General features: G+C 71.8%; 13 protein-coding genes. 6 read left to right on the forward strand and 7 right to left on the reverse strand.

Going from position 1 to position 19,165, the window contains the following annotated elements; genetic code table 11:
* Positions 1–11: 11 nt before the first annotated feature.
* Together ABD191_RS00205 and ABD191_RS00210 are read right to left on the reverse strand one after the other, a co-directional pair.
* Positions 12–3,452: a M50 family metallopeptidase gene (locus ABD191_RS00205; RefSeq protein WP_344075395.1), complete on the reverse strand. Its 3,441-nt coding sequence runs from the start codon at positions 3,450–3,452 to the stop codon at positions 12–14.
* 78 nt (positions 3,453–3,530) lie between these two features.
* A complete protein-coding gene (locus ABD191_RS00210) occupies positions 3,531–4,061 on the reverse strand; it encodes a hypothetical protein (protein ID WP_344075397.1) in 531 nt (176 codons plus the stop codon).
* 338 nt (positions 4,062–4,399) lie between these two features.
* Here ABD191_RS00210 and glpK point away from each other — a divergent pair, with 338 nt between their 5' ends.
* Positions 4,400–5,881, forward strand: coding sequence for a glycerol kinase GlpK (glpK, locus tag ABD191_RS00215; protein WP_344075399.1), 1,482 nt, complete (start codon positions 4,400–4,402; stop codon positions 5,879–5,881).
* Positions 5,882–5,948: 67 nt separating this feature from the next.
* Here glpK and ABD191_RS00220 read toward each other — a convergent pair whose 3' ends face one another.
* The 5 genes from ABD191_RS00220 to ABD191_RS00240 form a co-directional block, all read right to left on the reverse strand.
* Positions 5,949–7,634: a trypsin-like peptidase domain-containing protein gene (locus ABD191_RS00220; RefSeq protein ID WP_344075400.1), complete on the reverse strand. Its 1,686-nt coding sequence runs from the start codon at positions 7,632–7,634 to the stop codon at positions 5,949–5,951.
* A 52-nt stretch (positions 7,635–7,686) separates the two neighbouring features.
* Entirely contained in the window at positions 7,687–9,144 is a 1,458-nt protein-coding gene (locus tag ABD191_RS00225) for a sensor histidine kinase (RefSeq protein ID WP_344076101.1), read from the reverse strand.
* Positions 9,145–9,199: 55 nt separating this feature from the next.
* Complete coding sequence (locus ABD191_RS00230) at positions 9,200–9,955, reverse strand: response regulator transcription factor (RefSeq protein WP_344075401.1); 756 nt, start codon at positions 9,953–9,955, stop codon at positions 9,200–9,202.
* A gap of 94 nt (positions 9,956–10,049) precedes the next feature.
* Positions 10,050–10,688 (reverse strand): PadR family transcriptional regulator, encoded by a 639-nt coding sequence (locus ABD191_RS00235; protein WP_344075402.1) that lies wholly within the window; start codon positions 10,686–10,688, stop codon positions 10,050–10,052.
* Entirely contained in the window at positions 10,685–11,521 is an 837-nt protein-coding gene (locus ABD191_RS00240) for a DUF4097 family beta strand repeat-containing protein (RefSeq protein ID WP_344075404.1), read from the reverse strand. Before ABD191_RS00240 ends, ABD191_RS00235 begins: the two co-directional genes overlap by 4 nt.
* A 133-nt stretch (positions 11,522–11,654) precedes the next feature.
* Here ABD191_RS00240 and ABD191_RS00245 point away from each other — a divergent pair, with 133 nt between their 5' ends.
* The 5 genes from ABD191_RS00245 (at position 11,655) to ABD191_RS00265 (ending at position 19,126) form a co-directional block, all read left to right on the forward strand.
* Positions 11,655–13,760 carry an MMPL family transporter gene (locus ABD191_RS00245; protein WP_344075406.1) on the forward strand — a complete coding sequence of 702 codons (2,106 nt, stop codon included), beginning with the start codon at positions 11,655–11,657 and terminating at the stop codon, positions 13,758–13,760.
* A gap of 140 nt (positions 13,761–13,900) precedes the next feature.
* Entirely contained in the window at positions 13,901–14,227 is a 327-nt protein-coding gene (locus tag ABD191_RS00250; protein ID WP_344075408.1) for a plasmid stabilization protein, read from the forward strand.
* 173 nt (positions 14,228–14,400) lie between these two features.
* Positions 14,401–15,078, forward strand: a complete 678-nt coding sequence (locus ABD191_RS00255; protein WP_344076103.1) for a hypothetical protein — start codon at positions 14,401–14,403, stop codon at positions 15,076–15,078.
* Positions 15,079–15,197: 119 nt separating this feature from the next.
* Positions 15,198–18,947 carry a multifunctional oxoglutarate decarboxylase/oxoglutarate dehydrogenase thiamine pyrophosphate-binding subunit/dihydrolipoyllysine-residue succinyltransferase subunit gene (locus ABD191_RS00260; protein ID WP_344075410.1) on the forward strand — a complete coding sequence of 1,250 codons (3,750 nt, stop codon included), beginning with the start codon at positions 15,198–15,200 and terminating at the stop codon, positions 18,945–18,947.
* A complete protein-coding gene (locus tag ABD191_RS00265) occupies positions 18,947–19,126 on the forward strand; it encodes a DUF6104 family protein (protein WP_344075412.1) in 180 nt (59 codons plus the stop codon). The genes ABD191_RS00260 and ABD191_RS00265 overlap by 1 nt, the downstream gene beginning before the upstream one ends.
* Positions 19,127–19,165: the final 39 nt, after the last annotated feature.

Here is a 19,165-nt window from a genome sequence, read left to right on the forward strand (position 1 = left end):
TTTCCTCCGTATCACCGAATTACCGTCGTGCATGTCACGAACGTGAGCGTGCGCATCACCGTGGTCGACCTGCCTTGTCGGTCGTGCGCTACCACCGAGACGATGAGGGAGTATTTCGAGTCCAGATTCGGATTGCTCGTCGGGGCGACCGTGAAGCTGCCGTTCCGCCCGGACCATCCCCCCTGGCCAGGCTCATTAAGATCCGGAATCGACCAGGTATACGTAACTGTCAGGTTGGCCAGCCCGCCATCGTCGCCAAGGGTGACGTTCACCGTGGTCTCGTGCGGCGTCGCCCGACAACGGTTCGCGTAAATCGTCGCCGATGAAACCCCGACTCGCACAGTCGGCGGGGCGTTGGTCCGCGTCGTGACCGGTGCCGACGTGGTTGGCCGCGTCGTCGTCGGTCGGGTCGTGGTGGGCACCGGCGGGGTGGTGATGTGCGACCCGGGCGTCGTTACCGGCCCAGGGTCCGTCGTGGGTACCGTCGTCTGGGTCGTGCCCGGCGACGCGGACGGAACTCCGGACGGCGGCAACGACGCGTCCGGGGTCTGCGTCGGCAGGTCCGTTGTCAGTTCGTCCGTCGGCACAAGCAGCGGCGGCTCGGTCGTGCCCGGAGTGGGCGGGGAGTCATAGTCCGCGCCGAAGCACCCGACCGCACGGGCGGTCCGCTCGACCGGCTCCCCGTTGCGGGTTACCGAACCGCGCGCCACCGCCACGCCCGACGCCGAGACCGCGAACCACGCCTCGCCCGTACTCTCCACGACGCCGGCCGGCGAATTCTGCCTCGGCGCGAGCGGCGTGAACGCGGTGCCGCGGCTGTGCGTGTCCGTGACCAGCAGGCCACGGTCGAGCCGCAGGTCGGCCGACGGGGTAAGGGGACGGCCGGTACTGACGAGCTCACCGAGCACGAGGTGGGTGCCGGCGCACGCCCGCGACCACGCCCCGCCCCGGTAGGTGAGCAGCGCGGTGGACTTGTCGTCGACGGTCACCTCGTCGGCGGCGGCCAGGTACAGCTTGTCGCCCTCGGCCAGGCGCACGAGGCGCCCGTTCTGCCGCGCGGTGACCGTGCCGTCCTCGACACTCAGCAGTACCCGGTCGGACGGCATCTCGGCCCAGGCGAACGGCGCGATCAGGTTCCCGCCCGTGAGCAGCAGGCCGATCAGCAGGATGAGCAGCAACAGCCAGCGCATGCGCTTTTCGAACCAGCGGTCGCGGTCGACATCCACGGTGGTCGGTGGCGGCCCGGGCGGCACGGCCATGGGCGGGTACGCCGCCGGCGGGTGTACCCCGAACACCGGCGCGCGCCCGGCCTCGCGTCCCTCCGCCTCGGCGCGCAGCGCGTGTTCGGACGCGCCGAGCAGTAGCGGCAGGCCGCTCACGGCGGGCATGACCAGCATCTGCACGGGCGTACGGGCGACGCCGACCTCGCTGACGCCCTGCTCGCCGGTCGGCCCGATGACCATGCCCGGGCCGTGCGTCCTGCGGCCGGCGACCTCGACCATGCCGGCCATGACGAGCACGGCGGTCTCGGCGTCGTCGAGCATGACCGGCTGCCCCGGCGCGAGGGTGACCGGCCGCGCGGCGGCGGCCAGCCCGAGCCGGTCCTCGTAGGTGAGGCCGGCCAGCGCGGGGGCCCGCGCGAGCAGCGCCTCGGTCTCGGTCGCGGCGGCCAGCGCCACCGACAGGCTCTCCGTGTGCGGGCGCACGTGTGCGGCGACGGACACCGCCGGCAGGGCCAACAGCCGGGTGCCGGCCGCGTGCCAGGTCAGTGCGGACGGCGCCCCGGTGAGCGCGCTGCCGAGACCCACGACGCCGCCCACGCCGACGCGCTCGCGCACCGTGCCACCCGGGTCGCCGGGGGCGCGGCCCTCCAGAGCCCCGTCCACCACGGCGTACACGGTCGGCACCGGCTGGCGGGCCGAGATGAGCTGCTCGCCGGGGCGCGGGTGCAGCCAGGTGGCACGGGCGGCCAGGTCGGCGAGGGCGGCCGGGGACAGCTCACCGAGCGTCGACTGGCGCAGCGCGTGCTCGCGGCGGGGCACGTCGGCGGCGTCGCGCCGCTCGCGCCACCGGTCGACGATCCGGCGCCGGTGCCGATTGAGCCACGTACACAGTAGATAGATCATCGGTGCGCAGAGTGCGGCGATGACCCCGACTACGAGCAGTTGCGCGAGCCAGCCGGTACGCCACAGCCCGACGATGAGCCCGGCGACCCGGTCGACGTACACCCGGTAGGCGATGTTCGCCGCGATGACCAGCCAGGCGATGGACAGCAGCCCGTACAGGGCCACGAGGCGGCCCTCCCGGTCCAGGGCCCGCCAGCGCGGCGGCTTGCGCCGCACCCGGGCGGTCACCCAGGCGAGGCCCCGGGCGCGCAGGTTCGGCACCTCCAGCCAGTCCATGACGAGGTAGTAGCCGTCCAGCGCCAGGAACGGGTTCAGGTTGAACAGCGCGTTGACGTACCAGGCGAAGCAGAGCTTGAAGCACCACGGCGCCAGGGCCGGGTTCGTCACGCCGACCAGCGCGGACGCCCCCGCGAGCACGAGCCCGGCGGCCGGGCCGGCGGCGGTCGTGCGGATGCGCGCCCGCCGCCCGCCCATCCATACGTCCGTGGTGTCGACGAAGACGCTCGGGATGCCGAAGTAGATGAGGAAGCCGGCTACGGGCACGCGGCGGCCGGCGTGCTTGGCGGCCAGGCCGTGCCCGAGCTCGTGGCAGGCCAGCGCGAACACGTTGAGCCCGAGCAGGATCGCCGCGCCGGTCACGTAGGACTGTCCATTGAGGAACACGGAGTGTTCGCCGCCCCACCACAGCCAGCCGAACGCGCCCAGGCCCACCACGGCGATGGTGGCGAGCAGGACGGCCACGGGCCGGGTGAACAGCAGCCATCCGCCGGCCCGGTACGCGAAGGACAGCACCGGGTCGATGTTGGCGACGATCATCCGCCGGCCCTGCGCGAAGGCGAGCATCGCGCGGCCCAGCCGCAGCGGCCACGGGTCGCGCCGGACGCGGGCGAGCGGCTTGAACGCGTCGACCGGAAGCTCCTCCAGCATCCGGTTGCCGGCGAGGTCGGCCACGACGCGCCGCACGCGGTCGGGCGCGAGTTGCCCGCTGATGCGCGCGAAGTCCGCGACGAGCCGGGCGAGCGTGCGCGTGCCGTCCATCAGCTCGGCGAGGGCGACCTCCTCGGGAGCGAGCCGCAGGTAGCAGGGTGCGCTGCCGCGCCGGCCGTTGCCGTGGTCGGGCGAGCGCAGCATGACGTAGGGGACGCCGCGCACGCTGACCAGGTCCGCGCGCTCGATGCCGTCGCGCAGCTGGGGTCGGGCCTTGGTGGGGTTGATCCGCTCAGCGACCGCCGCCCACAGTCCCGGGTCGGCCGGACCGGTCGGCCGTCCGGGCGCTCGTCCCGCGAGCGCCTCCCACACGCTGATCTGGGTCCTGCCGACCGCCACCGCCACAGCCCTCCATCGATGTCCGCCCGCAGAGTAGGCGGATGATGTCAGGGTTTGCGAGCCGCGGTCACATACGAGTCACTTCGCGCCGCAACCCCAGCGCTTACGGAACTCGTCGATCGTGGTGATGTTGCCCCGCGCGTCGACCAGCTGACCGTCGGCGGCCCTGCCGGTATCGAACACGCCCGCCTGAGCGCCGTCGGCCACCACCTGCACGCGCAGCACCGGCCCGAGCCCTTGCTCGTCGATGCTGTTGGTGACCTCGTTGAACCCGTCGGGCAGCTTGCCGATCACCAGCGAGGCCAGCAGGTTGGGCCTGCTCGTCGAGATGTCCCAGACGGCCGGCGACTTCTCGCTGTTGGCCGCCGTGTCGTAGTTGTTCACGGTCACCCGCGTGGGATAGGTGGCGTCGCCACACTGGTTGCCGATGAACACGACGAGGCCGTCGGTGGGGCTCTTGAGAATGCCGATAGGCGCGTCGGCCGAGGACGCCGCGCCTCCCGCGCCTCCCCCGCCGCCTGCCGGCGGCGGCGTCTCGCCACCGCAGCCGGCGACGAGCGCCAGCCCGATCACGGCGACCGCCGCGCGCAACCCTGCCCTTGTGGCCATAGCGCCGACCTTCACGGTTCGAATCGTTGGATCGAAATTCGCGGCAATCTAACACGCGCACCTCCGATCCGCCCCGGGGCCGTTCACGGCGCTCACGCTGCGTACTCACCAAGGCGTCACGGAGAGCGACCACGACGGCGACCACCGCAGCCGACCACCCGTGTTGGCGGCGCTACTCCCACTATCCGAACTGGAGGTACTACATAGCGTGTATGGGCGGCAGGACAAGCGCGGCGGGTGGCCAGGTGCCGGCGCGCGGGACATGACCGTGCGTAGTGGATGTTCCAGGCGGCGTGCCGGGGTGACAGAGCCGGGCGGCGGCCACGAGACTGGGCGGCGTGAGCGCACAGTTTGTGGTCGCCATCGACCAGGGGACGACCTCATCGCGGTGCATGGTGTTCGACCGGGGCGGGCGGCCGGTCGCGGTGGCGCGGCTGCAACACCGGCAGATCTTTCCGCGCCCCGGCTGGGTCGAGCACGACGCGGCCGAGATCTGGCGCAACGTGGTCGCGTGCCTCGACGAAGCGGTCGCCGCGGCCGGCGCCACCAGAGCCGACGTGGCCGCCATCGGCATCACCAACCAGCGCGAGACGATCGTCGTGTGGGACAGGGCGACCGGCGAGCCGGTGCACCCCGCCATCGTCTGGCAGGACACCCGCACCGACCGCGTCGTCGCCGGGCTCGCCGCGCAGGGCGGGCAGGACCGCTTCCGCGACCGGACCGGGCTGCCGCTCGCCACCTACTTCTCCGCGCCCAAGTTGCGGTGGATCTTTGATGAGTACCCGGAGACAGCGCGCCGCGCCGTGGCGGGCCAGGTGCTCGTCGGCACGGTCGACGCGTGGCTGATCTGGAAGCTCACCGGCCACCACGTCACGGACGTGACCAACGCCGGGCGCACCATGCTCATGAACCTGACCACGCTCGGCTGGGATCCGCACCTGCTCGACGCCTACGGCGTTCCCGCCGAGGCGCTGCCGGCCATCCGGCCCTCCAGCGAGGTGTACGGCACGAGCCGCGGCCCGCTGGCCGGCGTGCCCGTGGCCGGGGCCCTCGGCGACCAGCACGCCGCGCTCGTGGGCCAGGCCTGCTTCGACCCGGGCGACGCCAAGTGCACGTACGGGACGGGATCGTTCCTGCTGCTCAACACGGGCGACCGGCCCGTGCGCAGCGAGGCCGGTCTCATCACCACGGTCGGCTACCAGCTCGGCGCCGCGCCGGCCGTGTACGCCCTGGAGGGCTCCATCGCCGTCACGGGCGCGCTCATCCAGTGGCTGCGGGACAACCTCGGCATCGTGTCCCGGGCGTCCGAAGTGGACGAACTCGCCGTCACCGTGCCCGACACCGGCGGGTGCGTCATCGTGCCCGCCTTCTCCGGCCTCTTCGCCCCGCACTGGCGCTCGGACGCGCGGGGCGTCATTGTCGGGCTCACCGGGTTCGTCACCCGCGCCCACCTGGCCCGCGCGGCGCTGGAGGCCACCGCCTGGCAGGTCCGGGAGGTCACGGAAGCCATGACCCGGGACGCGGGCCTCGCGCTCGCGGGCCTGCGCGTCGACGGCGGCATGACCGCCAGCGACGTGCTGCTGCAGATCCAGGCCGACGTGCTGGACATCCCCGTGACCCGGCCCCAGGTCATCGAGACCACCTGCCTGGGCGCGGCGTACGCGGCCGGGCTCGCGGTCGGCTTCTGGTCCGGCACCGACGAGCTGCGCACCCACTGGCACGCCGAGCGCACCTGGCAGCCCACGCTGACCGCCGGGGAGCGCGAGACCGGCGAGCGGCGCTGGCGCAAGGCGGTCGCCCGTACGCTCGACTGGGTCTGACAGACGGCGGCGCGGGCGGCACCGGAGGATGCCGCCCGCGCGCTCTGGGAGGAGAGGAGAGATCGGGTTACGGCGCCTCGCCGAGCGTCGCCGTCAGGGTCTGCTCGCTGCCGTCGCGGGTGATCGTGAGCTGCAGGTTCTGGCCCACCGTGCCGGCCTGCACGGAGGCGACCAGGCCCTCGCTGCCGCCGATCGTCTGGCCGCCGACCTTGGTGACCACGTCGCCGACCTTGAGGCCGGCCTTGTCGGCCGGGCTGTTCGTCTCGACCGAGGTGATCTTGGCGCCGCCGGTCTCCGCGTCGGTGACCTTCACGCCCAGGTACGGGTGGCTGACCTTGCCGCCCTTCATGATCTGGTCGGCCACGCTCTTGGCCTTGTTGGAGGAGATCGCGAAGCCCACGCCGATGTTGCCGCTGTTCGACGAGTTGCCGGTGGCGATCGCGGTGTTCATGCCGATGACCTTGCCGTCGGTGTTGACGAGCGCGCCGCCGGAGTTGCCCGGGTTGATGGCCGCGTCCGTCTGCAGCGCGTCGCCGATGGTCGTGGCGCCCGTACCCTGCTCGAACGGCGACTGCCGCTCGCCGCCGACCGAGATCGTGCGGTGCAGGGCGCTGACGATGCCGGCGCTCACCGAGCCCTCCAGGCCCAGCGGGCTGCCGATCGCGAGCACGGTGTCGCCCACGCGCACGCCGTCGCTGTCGGCGAACTCGGCCGCCGTCAGGTCGGTGACCCCCTGGGCCTTGATGACCGCGACGTCCGTACGCGGGTCGGCGCCCACGACCGTGGCCTTGACCTTCTTGCCGTTGCTGAAGCCGACCGTCACCGAGGTGCCGCGGGCACCCGCGATCACGTGGTTGTTCGTGAGGATGTAGCCGTCGGCGGTCATCACGATGCCGGAGCCCTCGCCGGAGTTGGTCGTGATGTGCACGACGCTGGGCTGCACCTTCGCGGCGATCTCCGCCAGCGAGGAGCGGTCCACCACGGGAGCGGAGTCGAACACCTTGGTGATCGACGTACCGCCGTCGGACTGCAGCGCGGAGCCCACGTAGCCGCCCGCGACGCCGAAACCGCCGGCGAGCAGGGCGACCGCGAGGCCGACGCCGACGATCCGGCCCGCCCGGGAGGGCTTCTTGGGCTGGACGGTCGTGTTCGTGGCCCACGGCGGGATCTGGCCGGTGGTCGGGGCGTTCGCCGGGGGGTATCCGGGCTGCCCGTAGGCCGACTGGGCGTACGGCTGGCCGTAGCCAGGCTGGCCGTAGCCGGGCTGAGCGGCGCCGGGCTGGCCGGCGCCGGGCTGGCCGTAGCCGGGCGTGCCGGTGGCCGGTTGCGGGTAGCTGGCCGCGGCCGGGTTCGCGTACGGACTCGGCGGCGGGGCCTGGGGCGTCGCGTGCGTGGTCGGCCACGTCGTGGTCGGGCTGGCGGGCTGCTGCCACGGGCTCTGGGACGGGCTCTGGGGCTGCGCGGTCATGTCGCGCGCGGGAACCTCGGTCGTGTCGCGCGCGGGAGCGTCGTCGCGGGCGACGGCGCCAGTCTCCACCGGCGCCGAGGCCGGCTGCGCGGCGCTCTCCGGCTGCGCGCCGTGGGACGGCTGCGCGCCCTGGGACGGCTGTGCCGCGTCGCCCGGCGCGTCAGGCGACGCCGGAGCCTGCGCGGCCGGGATGGACGTGCCGGGGGTCGCCGGCGGTTGCGCCCAGGCGGAGCCCGGCGCCGGGCCGCTCGCCTCCGACCCGTGGGTGGGCTGGTTCTCGTTCATGCCTACGAGCTTGCCCGACCGGACTGCGGTACCGCTGGACCCGAACTGGAAGTTAGCTGTGAGTCACAGACTGTGGTGAGGGCGCCAACGGCAACCGGACCCGGAACGTCGCGCCCTGGCCCGGATTCGTGTCCAGTTCAACCGTGCCGTCGTGGGCCGCGACCAGGGCCGCGACGATGGCCAGGCCCAACCCGCTGCCGCTGTGCGGGGCGCCGGTGGCCCCGCTGCCGCTGCTCGCCGCCTTCCGCGTGCGTGCCTTGTCAACGCGGTAGAACCGCTCGAAGACCCGCTCCGCCTGCTCCGCCGTGAGGCCCGGCCCGGCATCGCTGACCTCGATCACCGCGGTCCCCTCGGCGTGCGGGCCACCGGCCTCCTCGCGCAGCCGCAGCGTCACGGGCGAACCAGCCGGTGTGTGGGTCAGCGCGTTCGTCACGAGGTTGCCGATCACCTGGCGCAGCCGGGGCTCGTCGCCCACGACGACCGGGTCGGCCGGTGAAAGTTCCACCTCGATGGTGCGGTCGGGCGCGACCGCACGGGCCGCGACGGCCGCGTCGGTGACGAGCCCGGCCAGGCCCACCGGCTTCATCTGCAGCGGCCGCTCCCGATCGAGGCGCGCGAGCAGCAGCAGGTCCTCCACGAGCAGGCCCATCCGGGCGGCCTCGTCCTCGATGCGCTTGAGCACGGCGGCGGGGTCGTCGGCCGCGCCCTGCCGGTACAACTCGGCGAAGCCGCGGATCGTGGTCAAGGGGGTACGCAGTTCGTGCGAGGCGTCCGCGACGAACTCCCGCATGCGCTCCTCGGAGCGGATGGCCCGCGCCTCGGACGCGGCCCGCGCGGTGAACGCCTGCTCGATCTGCGCCAGCATGACGTTGATCGCTCCCGCCAGGCGGCCGACCTCCGTCTGCGACCCCAGGTCCGGTACGCGCTGGCGCAGGTCGCCGCCGGCGATGGCCGCCGCCGTCCGTTCGATCTCGCCCAGGGGTCGCAGGCTGCGCCGCACCGCCCAGCCGCCCGCGGTGGCGAGCGTGAGCAGTACGGCAGCGCCGACCAGCAGCTGGATGAGCACGAGGCGACCGATGGCGTGCTCCACGCCGGCCAGGTCCTCGCCGACGGTGACGACCTGGCCGCCACGCAACGGCACGCTGATCACCCGCCAGCGGTGGCTGCCGTCCTGTGCCGGAATGGTGTGCACGACCCCCGCCTGCTCGCGCGCCTCGGCGAGGGAGCCGTCGACCTTGGGGCCGGCTTCCTCCCGGTAGCGCGGCGGCAGGAACGAGCGCACGCCGCACGCGTCGTTCTGGAAAACCAGCGCGATCTCGGGGTTGACCGGATTGAAGTCGACGAAGCACACCTCCTGCTGCGTGGGCATGCGGCCCTGCTTGTCGACCTCGATGATGTCGTTGGCCTGCTCGACGAGGTGCGCGTCGATGCGGTCGATCAGGTAGTCACGCAGCAGGACGGTGCCGGCCGCGCTGATCACCACGATCGCGGCCGCCACGAGCGCGAGCATCGCGACGGTCAGCTTGACCCGTAGTGGTATGCGCGGAGCGGTGCTCACGAGATGCTCAGGACGGCAGGCGTAGGACGTACCCGACGCCGCGGAGGGTGTGGATCAGCCGCGGCTCGACGTTGTCGACCTTTCGGCGAAGGTACGAGATGTAGGACTCGACGATGCCGTCGTCGCCGCGGAAGTCGTACTGCCAGACGTGGTCGAGGATCTGCGCCTTGCTGAGCACGCGGCCGGCGTTGCGCATGAGGTAACGCAGCAGCTTGAACTCGGTCGGGGACAGCAGCACGCGCTCGCCGGACCGGCGTACCTCGTGGGTTTCCTCGTTGAGTTCGAGGTCGGCGAACGTCAGGCGGGAGGTGTCCTCCTGCTCGCCGATCGTGCGGCGGAGCACGGCGCGGATGCGGGCCGTCAGCTCTTCGAGGCTGAACGGCTTGGTCACGTAGTCGTCGCCGCCGAGGGTGAGGCCGCGGACCTTGTCCTCCGTGCCGTCGCGCGCGGTGAGGAAGACCACGGGCGTCCGCACGCCGTTGTCGCGCAGGCGGCGGATGACCTCGAAGCCGTCGAGGTCGGGCAGCATCACGTCCAGGACCATGAGGTCCGGCTTGTCGGCCCGGGCGACGCTGACCGCGTCGGCGCCGTTGGTGGCCGTGCTGACCGTGAACCCGGCGAAGCGCAGGCTCGCTGAGAGCAGCTCCAGGATGTTTGGATCATCCTCCACCACGAGCAGCCGCGCGCGAGCCTGCGCTTCTCCGAACCGGGGGCCCGACGAGGCGGTGACCCCGGATTGCACCACACCGTCCGTGACTCCCATGGCCACCATCCTGGCGCGGTCGGCTGTGCCAGGGCTTGGCTTTCTCTGGGAAGTTCCTGGGAGAGCGACCATCCTCTTGACGGTACTCCCGCGCCTACCCACCGATCAGGCGGCGCACCTGGTCGCGGACCGAGTCGATCAACGCGGCGGCCACTCGAAGATTATCTGGCGTGCCCTGCCCTCTCGCCACCGCGTCCCGCACCTCGGCGACGAGCAGGTCGGCGGCCCGCTCGACCTCCGTGCCGGCCCCGGCCGCCGCGGGCGGGGCGGGCGCCGGCTCGCGCGTGCCGCGCTCCCATTCGGCGCGCCACTGCTTCCAGTCCTGGGTACGCGGTCCCTGCACCTGCCGGGCGGCCGCCCGCAGTTCCTTCTTGAGGTCGCGCGCGGAACCCCGCACGCCCTGCTCCATCTGCTCGGCGACCGCCCCCAGGTCGGCCACGGAGGCGTGGATCTCGGCTTCCAGGGCGGCCAGCTCGTCGGCCCGCTGGGCCAGTTCCGCCCGGCCGGCCTCAGTGATCTCGTACACCTTCCGGCCGCCGGCGGCCGTGTGGGTGACCAGGCCGTCGGCCTCCATCCGGGCGAGGCGCGGATAGATGGTGCCGGCGGAGGGCGCGTACAGGCCGAGGAAACGGTTCTCGAGCAGGCGGATCAGCTCGTACCCGTGCTTGGGACCGCCGCCCAGCAGCTTGAGCAGGTACAACCTCAGCCGGCCGTGGCTGAACACCGCACTCATGCCTGATCCTCCTCAGAGAAGTCCTCGGTCGGTCGCGCCAGGAGCGATACGTTGCCAGACACCGCGTAGGCGGACAGCTGGCCGGTGCCCGCGCCGAGGCGGCCCCGCGCGTACCGGGCGCCGGGCAGCCCCTGGCTCGCGATCTGCGGGAAGGCGCTGGAGACCCGGCCGCTCGTGGCGTTGAGGTCGACCTGCAGGTCGGCGTTCTCCGGGACCCGGACGACGATCTCGCCGGAGGTGGTGTCGACCCGGATGTCGCGCGCCTTCGGGTTGTCCAGGTCACAGGTGACCGAGCCGGAGATGGTGCGCGCCTTGACCCGGTCGGCCGAGGAGTCACCGAGGACGATCTCGCCGGACACGGTCTCCATGAGCAGGTCGCCGCCGACGCCGAGGGCTTCCACGGAGCCGGACACCGTCTTGGCGCGCACCCGCCCGCCGAGTCCCAGCAGGGTGATGGAACCGCTGATCACGTCCGCGTCGACGCCGTCGCGCAGCCCGGAGGCTGTCAGGCTGCCGGAGATCAGCGTGAGGCTGGCGGCCGCGGTCGTCGGGACGGCGATCGTCACGTCGGCGTTGTAGCGCCGCTTGCCGCCGAAGAGCCACCAGCCGACGATCGGGCGCAGGCGGGACGGGGCGATCTCGTGGCGGACGGACAGTTCCCCGTTCTCGTGGCTGACGGTCAGGCCCTTGCGGCCGACGAGCTTGACGGTGACGCTCGGCGGGCCGTCCGTGCCGACCACGTTGAGCCGGCCCGCGGCGAGCCACACATCCAGGCGGGAAACATCGCCGTCAAGCGGTAGTCGCTGGGGTTCGTGGATGGTCCGGGTTGTCATGGTTGGCCTCCGCGCCTGGGGGTAACTGACGTCGCGATACATCGTATCGTACACGCGATACATCGCGACACCCAATCCGTTTCCGCACGGGCTCCGAATACGCTCTGCCGATCAACTCCCCCTAAGGACGGTCATGTCTGCAAGGTTTCCGTCCGGCGCCGTCGCCGGCCGCTGGTCGAAGTGGGTGGTGGTGCTCATCTGGGCCGCCATCGCGGGCATCGCCACGCCGTTGGCCAGCAAGCTCAGCGACGTCACGACGAACAACGCCGTCAGCTTCCTGCCGCACAGCGCCGAGGCGACCCAGGCGTACGAGCGCGCGAGCGCGGAGTTCGCGGGCGCCGAACAGCTCGTCGCGGTCGTCGTCTACGCGCGCGACACCGGCCTCACCGCGGCCGACAAGGCCAAGGCCGGCGCGGACGCCGCGTCATTCGCCGCGCTCGCCGAGGGCGGCCGGGTCAGCCCGCTCATCGAGAGCGAGGACGGCCAGGCCGCGATCGTCTCGTTCCCGGTCGCCGGCGACGAGGAGGTGCGGGACGCGTCCATCGAAAAGATCAAAAATCAGTTGGGTACCGGCGGGGAGCCCGGCCTGCAGGCGGCCCTGACCGGTCCGGCCGGTGCCGTCGACGACGTCGTGGACGCGTTCGCAGGCATCGACACGACGCTGCTGTTCGTCACGGCCGGCGTGGTCGCGGTGCTGCTGCTCATCACGTACCGCAGCCCCGTGCTCTGGATCATCCCGCTGCTCACGGTGGGCATCGCGAGCCAGCTGGCGACCGCGGCCGTCTACCTGCTGGCCAAGTACGCCGACCTGACCGTCAACGGGCAGTCGCAGGGCATCATGACCGTCCTCGTGTTCGGCGCGGGGACGGACTACGCCCTGCTGCTCATCGCCCGCTACCGGGAGGAACTGCGCCGCCACCGCGACCGCCACGACGCCATGAAGGAGGCCCTGCGCCGGTCGTCCCCGGCCATCCTGGCGTCCGCGGCCACGGTCACCATCAGCCTGCTGTGCCTGCTCGCCGCCCAGCTCAACAGCCTTCGCGGGCTCGGCCCGGTCGGCGCGATCGGCGTCGCCGCCGGCCTCGTCTCGATGATCACCCTGCTGCCCGCCCTGCTGGTGATCTGCGGGCGGTGGCTGTTCTGGCCCTTCGTGCCGCGCTACGCCGAGGACGCGGCCGCGCACGACGTCGCCGAGGAGCACGGCATCTGGGGCCGGGTGGCCGGCCTGGTCGGCCGCCGGCCGCGAATGCTGTGGACCCTCACGACAGCGGCGCTGCTGGCCCTGACGATCGGCGTGACCAACCTGAGCCTGGGCCTGCCCGAGTCCGAGCAGTTCACCAAAGAGGTCGGCTCGGTGACCGGCGGGCGCCTCGTGGAGGCCCACTTCCCGGGCGGCACGTCCTCGCCGGTGCAGGTCATCGCCCGCGCCTCGGCGACGGACCCGGTCGTTGCCGCCGTCCGCACGGTCCCCGGGGTCGCGACCGTCCAGGACCCGGTGACCTCGCGCGACGGCACGTGGGTACGGGTCGACGCGGTCCTCGCCGACCCGCCGGACAGCGAGGCCGCCGCGCGGGCGGTGGACGCGATCCGGGCCGCGACGCACGCCGTGCCCGGCTCGGACGCGCTCGTCGGCGGGGACACCGCCGTCCAGCTCGACACCGAGCGGGCCGCGGCGGACGACAACCGCCTGGTCATTCCGCTGATCCTGATCGTGGTGTTCCTCGTGCTCGTGATCCTGCTGCGCGCGGTCGTCGCGCCGCTGCTGCTCATCGCGAGCGTGGTGGTGTCCTTCGGCGCCGCGCTCGGTGGGGCGGCACTGATCTTCAACGCGCTCGGGTACCCGAAGATCGACCTGACCATGCCGTTGCTGGCGTTCCTCTTCCTTGTGGCGCTCGGCGTGGACTACACGATCTTCCTGATGACCCGGGTCCGCGAGGAGGCGGCCACGCTCGGCCACCGGGAGGGCGTCCTGCACGCCCTGACGGTGACCGGCGGGGTGATCACCAGCGCCGGCATCGTGCTCGCCGCGACGTTCGCGGTGCTCACGGTGCTGCCGTTGGTGTCGCTCATGCAGATCGGCATCGTGGTCGCCCTGGGCGTCCTGCTGGACACCCTGATCGTCCGCACCCTGATCGTCCCGGCCCTCTCCCTGGACGTGGGCCGCCGCGTCTGGTGGCCCTCCGCCCTCTCCCGCACCCCCCACTCCCGCACCCCCCACTCCCCGAGCGAACCCAGCTGACAAGGTGCGCACCTGGGCGGCATCCGGGTCACCGCGTAGCCGCCCAGGTGCGCACCCGGCGAGGGGGGTGCGGGCGTTTCGTGACGGTTGGGCGGGGGCAGGGGGTGGTTGACGGAGTCCGCGTTCAACAGGAGGGCGTCATGCCGCAGCAGGCGTGGAACAAGAAGCGCGAACGGCAGTACGAGCACATCAAGGAGAGCGCCGAGGAGCGGGGCGAGTCCGAGGACACCGCCAAGGAGATCGCCGCCCGCACGGTGAACAAGGAGCGGGCACGCGCCGGCGAGGCCCGGACGTCCAGCAAGCTGTCGAAGCAGGACATCTCCTCCGGCCGTCGCGGCGGCCTGCGCTCCCACAAGGGCGCCGCCGGCCGCACCCGCGACCAGCTCTACGAGGAGGCCAAAAGGAAGAACATCCGAGGCCGCAGCCAGATGACGAAGTCCGAGCTGGAAAGGGCCGTCGGCCGCTGACGCGCCGCCCCCGCCCACCCCGCCCGCCCGCGCCCCGCCCGCCCGCGCGCCCGCGCGCTCCGACGTTTGGGTGGTTTCGCGCCCCATGGAGGGGCCCGATTCCGCGCGGAACCACCCAAACGTCGGGATCTTGGGGGCGGCGGGCGGCATACCATCAGGGCGTGGTGCGGGACATGGTCATTGACTGGCGGTTCAACGGGCCGCCCGGGTCCGCCAATGGCGGGTACACGGCGGGCCTGCTGGCCCGCGAACTGGCCGCGCCGGGCGGGGCTGTGGTGACCTTGCGCCGGCCGCCGCCGCTGGACACACCGCTCGACGTGGCGCCCACGGACGCCGGGGTGGCGCTCACCGACCCGGAGGGGCGGCTCGTGGCGGACGCGGCGCCCGCCGAGCTGGGTGACGAGGCGCTGGTCGCGCCCGTGTCGTGGGCCGCCGCCGTGGCGGCGTCGCGGCATTACAGCGGGCTGACGAGCCACCCGTTCCCGACGTGCTTCGTGTGCGGGCCCGACCGGGCGCCCGGCGACGGGCTGCGGCTGTTCCCCGGCCGGGTGGACGCCACCCGCACGGCGGCGCCCTGGCTCGTGCCCGGCGACGTGGACGAGACCCTGGTCTGGGCGGCGCTGGACTGCCCGGGCGGCTGGGCCGTGCCGCTGGAGGCCCGCCCGTACGTTCTCGGGCGCATCACGGCGAGCGTCGCAAAGGCTCCGGAACCGGGCAGCCAGTGCGTGATCATGGGCGAGGTGCTCGGCGAGGAGGGCAGGAAAGCCCGGGTCAGGACGACGCTGTACGACCCGACGGGCGCGCCACTGGCCAGGGCGTCAAGCACCTGGATCGCCATTGCTCCGGTGTGAACCACGACACGAGACGCTGGCCGCGATGCCGGGACGGACGCTAACGCGTAGCCTTTAACCCGCATTCAGATCCCGCCGCCGTGGCGGAGCCGTGTTCGGTGGAAGAGGCGATTAGGGCCGTGTCGACCCAAGCGACAAACTCGCAGGACAATCCTCTGGTGGGCTTCGGGCCCAACGAGTGGATCGTCGAGGACATGTACCAGCGCTACCTGGCCGACCCCACGAGCGTCGACCCAGCGTGGCACGACTTCTTCCACGACTACAAACCAGGCGGCGACGCCGCCGGTCCGGCGAGCACCTCGGCCGTGAAGGCCGCCGCCAAGTCCACCGCGCCCGCGGTCCCGGCGGCCGGCACGACGCCGGACATCCCGGCCCCGTCGGCCAACGCGGGCCGGACGGCGACCGCGCCGGCCGCGAGCGCCGCCACAGTGAGTTCCGAGGCACCGGCCAAGCCGACCACCGCCCCGAAGCCCGCGCCCGCGAAGAAGGCGGAGCCGGCCAAGGGTCCCAAGGTCACCCCGCTGCGGGGCGTGGCCAGCAAGATCGTCCAGAACATGGACGCGTCGCTGACCGTGCCGACCGCCACGAGCGTGCGCGCCGTGCCCGCCAAACTGGTCTCCGACAACCGCATTGTGATCAACAACCACCTGACGCGCGGCCGCGGCGGCAAGGTCAGCTTCACGCACCTCATCGGGTACGCCATGGTGAAGGCGGTCGTGGCCCACCCGGAGATGAACAACTCCTTCGCGGTCACCGACGGCAAGCCGACGATGATCACCCCGGAGCACGTCAACGTCGGCCTCGCGATCGACCTGGTGAAGCCGGACGGCTCCCGCACCCTGGTCGTACCGTCGATCAAGGCCGCCGAGACGATGGACTTCCGCCAGTTCTGGCAGGCGTACGAGGACATCGTGCGGCGGGCCCGGCGCAACGAGCTGACCATGGACGACTACGCCGGGACGACGATCTCGCTGACCAACCCCGGCGGCATCGGCACGGTGCACTCGATCCCGCGCCTCATGACCGGCCAGGGCACGATCCTCGGCGTCGGCGCGATGGAGCACCCGGCCCCGTTCGCGGGCATGAGCGACGAGCAGCTCGCCGACTTCGCCGTCAGCAAGGTCATGAACCTGACCAGCACCTATGACCACCGCATCATCCAGGGCGCGCAGTCCGGCGAGTTCCTCAAGGTCATCCACGAGCTGCTGCTCGGCGAGCATGACTTCTACGACGAGATCTTCATGTCGCTGCGCATCCCGTACGAGCCGGTGCGCTGGACCCGCGACGTCGCCAAGACCTCCGAAGGGCAGATCGACAAGGCGGCCCGGGTCGTGGAGCTGATCCACGCCTACCGGGTGCGCGGCCACCTCATGGCCGACACGAACCCGCTGGAGTTCGAGATCCGCCGCCACCCCGACCTGGACGTCATCCAGCACGGGTTGACCCTGTGGGACCTCGACCGCGTGTTCCCGGTGGGCGGCTTCGCGGGCAAGCAGAAGATGAAGCTGCGCGACGTGCTCGGCGTGCTGCGCGACTCGTACTGCCGCCGGGTCGGCGTGGAGTACATGCACATCCAGGACCCGGTGCAGCGCAAGTGGATCCAGGAACGCATCGAGACCAAGTACGCCAAGCCCTCCACGGACGAGCAGAAGCACGTGCTCAACCGGCTCAACCGGGCCGAGGCGTTCGAGACCTTCCTGCAGACCAAGTACGTCGGGCAGAAGCGCTTCTCGCTGGAGGGCGGCGAGTCGCTGATCCCGCTCATGGACGAGGTGCTGCAGGCGGCCGCCGAGTCGGGGCTGGACGAGGTCGTCATCGGCATGGCCCACCGCGGCCGGCTCAACGTACTCACCAACATCGTCGGCAAGCCGTACGAGAAGGTGTTCTCCGAGTTCGAGGGCCACCTGGACCCGAAGTCGGCGCACGGCTCCGGCGACGTGAAGTACCACCTGGGCCAGAACGGCAAGTTCACGACCCCGGACGGGGAGCACACCACGAAGGTGTCGCTGACGGCGAACCCGTCGCACCTGGAGGCGGTCGACCCGGTGCTGGAGGGCATCGTGCGGGCCAAGCAGGACCGCATCGACCTCAAGCTGGAGGGCTACACCGTGCTGCCGCTCATGGTGCACGGCGACGCGGCCTTCGCGGGCCAGGGCGTGGTGGCGGAGACGCTGAACCTGTCGCAGCTGCGCGGCTACCGCACGGGCGGCACGGTGCACGTCGTGGTCAACAACCAGGTCGGCTTCACCACCGCCCCGGAGTACTCGCGCTCCTCCATGTACTCCACGGACGTCGCGCGCATGATCCAGGCGCCGATCTTCCACGTGAACGGGGACGACCCTGAGGCCGTGGTCCGGGTGGCGCGGCTGGCCTTCGAGTACCGGCAGGCGTTTAACAAGGACGTCGTCATTGACATGCTCTGCTACCGCCGGCGCGGTCACAACGAGGGTGACGACCCGTCGATGACCAACCCGCTGATGTACCAGATCATCGACACCAAGCGCTCCGTTCGCAAGATCTACACCGAGGAGCTGATCGGCCGGGGCGACATCTCACTCGAGGAGGCCGAGGAGTCGCTGCGCGACTTCCAGAGCCAGCTGGAGCAGGTGTTCAAGGCGACCCGCGACGCGGCGGGCAGCAGCCCGGGCCGCGCGGTACGCCCCGCGGGCATCGAACCCGAACCGGTGATCGAGACGGGCGTCCCCGCCGCGGAGATCGCCCGCATCGGTCAGGCGCACCTGGAGCTGCCCGAGGGCTTCACCCCGCACAAGCGGGTCATGCAGCTGCTGCAGCGGCGCGCCAAGATGGCCGCCGAGGGCGACATCGACTGGGGCTTCGGCGAGATCCTCGCGTTCGGTTCGCTGGTCAGCAACGGCGCCACCGTACGGCTGTCGGGCCAGGACTCGCGGCGCGGCACGTTCGTGCAGCGGCACGCCTCCGTGGTGGACGCGCGCACAGGCGATGACTACCTGCCGCTCAATGCGCTCGCGGAGGCCGGGGGCGGGCGGTTCTTCGTGCACGACTCGCTGCTGAGCGAGTTCGCCGTGCTCGGCTTCGAGTACGGGTACTCGGTGGAGAACGTCGACGCGCTCGTGCTGTGGGAGGCGCAGTTCGGCGACTTCGCCAACGGCGCGCAGTCGATCGTGGATGAGTTCATCTCGTCCGGCGAGGCGAAGTGGGGCCAGCGTTCGTCGGTCGTGATGCTGCTGCCGCACGGTCACGAGGGTCAGGGCCCCGACCACACGTCCGGCCGCCCGGAGCGCTACCTGCAGCTGTGCGCCGACGACAACATGCGGGTGGCCATCCCGACCACCCCGGCGAACTACTTCCACCTGCTGCGCCGCCAGGCGCTGTCGCCGAAGAAGAAGCCGCTGATCGTGTTCACCCCCAAGTCGCTGCTGCGGCACCGGCTGTGCGTGTCGCCCGTGGCCGACTTCACGACGGGCGGCTTCCAGCCGGTGCTGGACGACCCCGGCTTCGGCGACTTCACGCCGGATCCGGCGAAGGTCGAGCGGGTGCTGCTCTGCTCCGGCAAGGTCTTCTACGACCTGCTGCAGGCGCGGGGCGAGCGGGGCATCACGGACACCGCGATCGTCCGACTGGAGCAGCTCTACCCGCTGCCGGTCGAGGAGATCAAGGCGGTGCTGCGCCGCTACGGCAATGCCAAGGACATCGTCTGGGTCCAGGAGGAGCCGGCCAACCAGGGTGGCTGGTCGTTCATCGCGCTCAACCTGCTGGAGCACCTCGACGGCATCCCGCTGCGCCGGGTCTCCCGGCCCGCCGCGGCCGCCCCGGCCGGCGGCTCGGCCAAGACCCACGACGCCGAGCAGGCCGCCCTCATCGAGGCGGCCCTCCCCCGGAGCGCCTGATGTACTTCACGGACCGGGGCATCGAGGAACTGGCCTCCCGTCGCGGAGACGAGGAGGTCAGCTTCGAGTGGCTGGCCGAGCGCCTGCGCGACTTCGTCGACCTGAACCCGGAGTTCGAGACTCCCATCGAGCGGCTCGCCACCTGGCTGGCCCGTCTTGATGACGAGGATGAGGACTAACGGCCTTATCACCTGATCCGTGGATGGCCGACCGTAGCC

It is taken from the genome of Luedemannella helvata (assembly GCF_039528415.1).
Classification (GTDB): Bacteria; Actinomycetota; Actinomycetes; order Mycobacteriales; family Micromonosporaceae; genus Luedemannella; species Luedemannella helvata.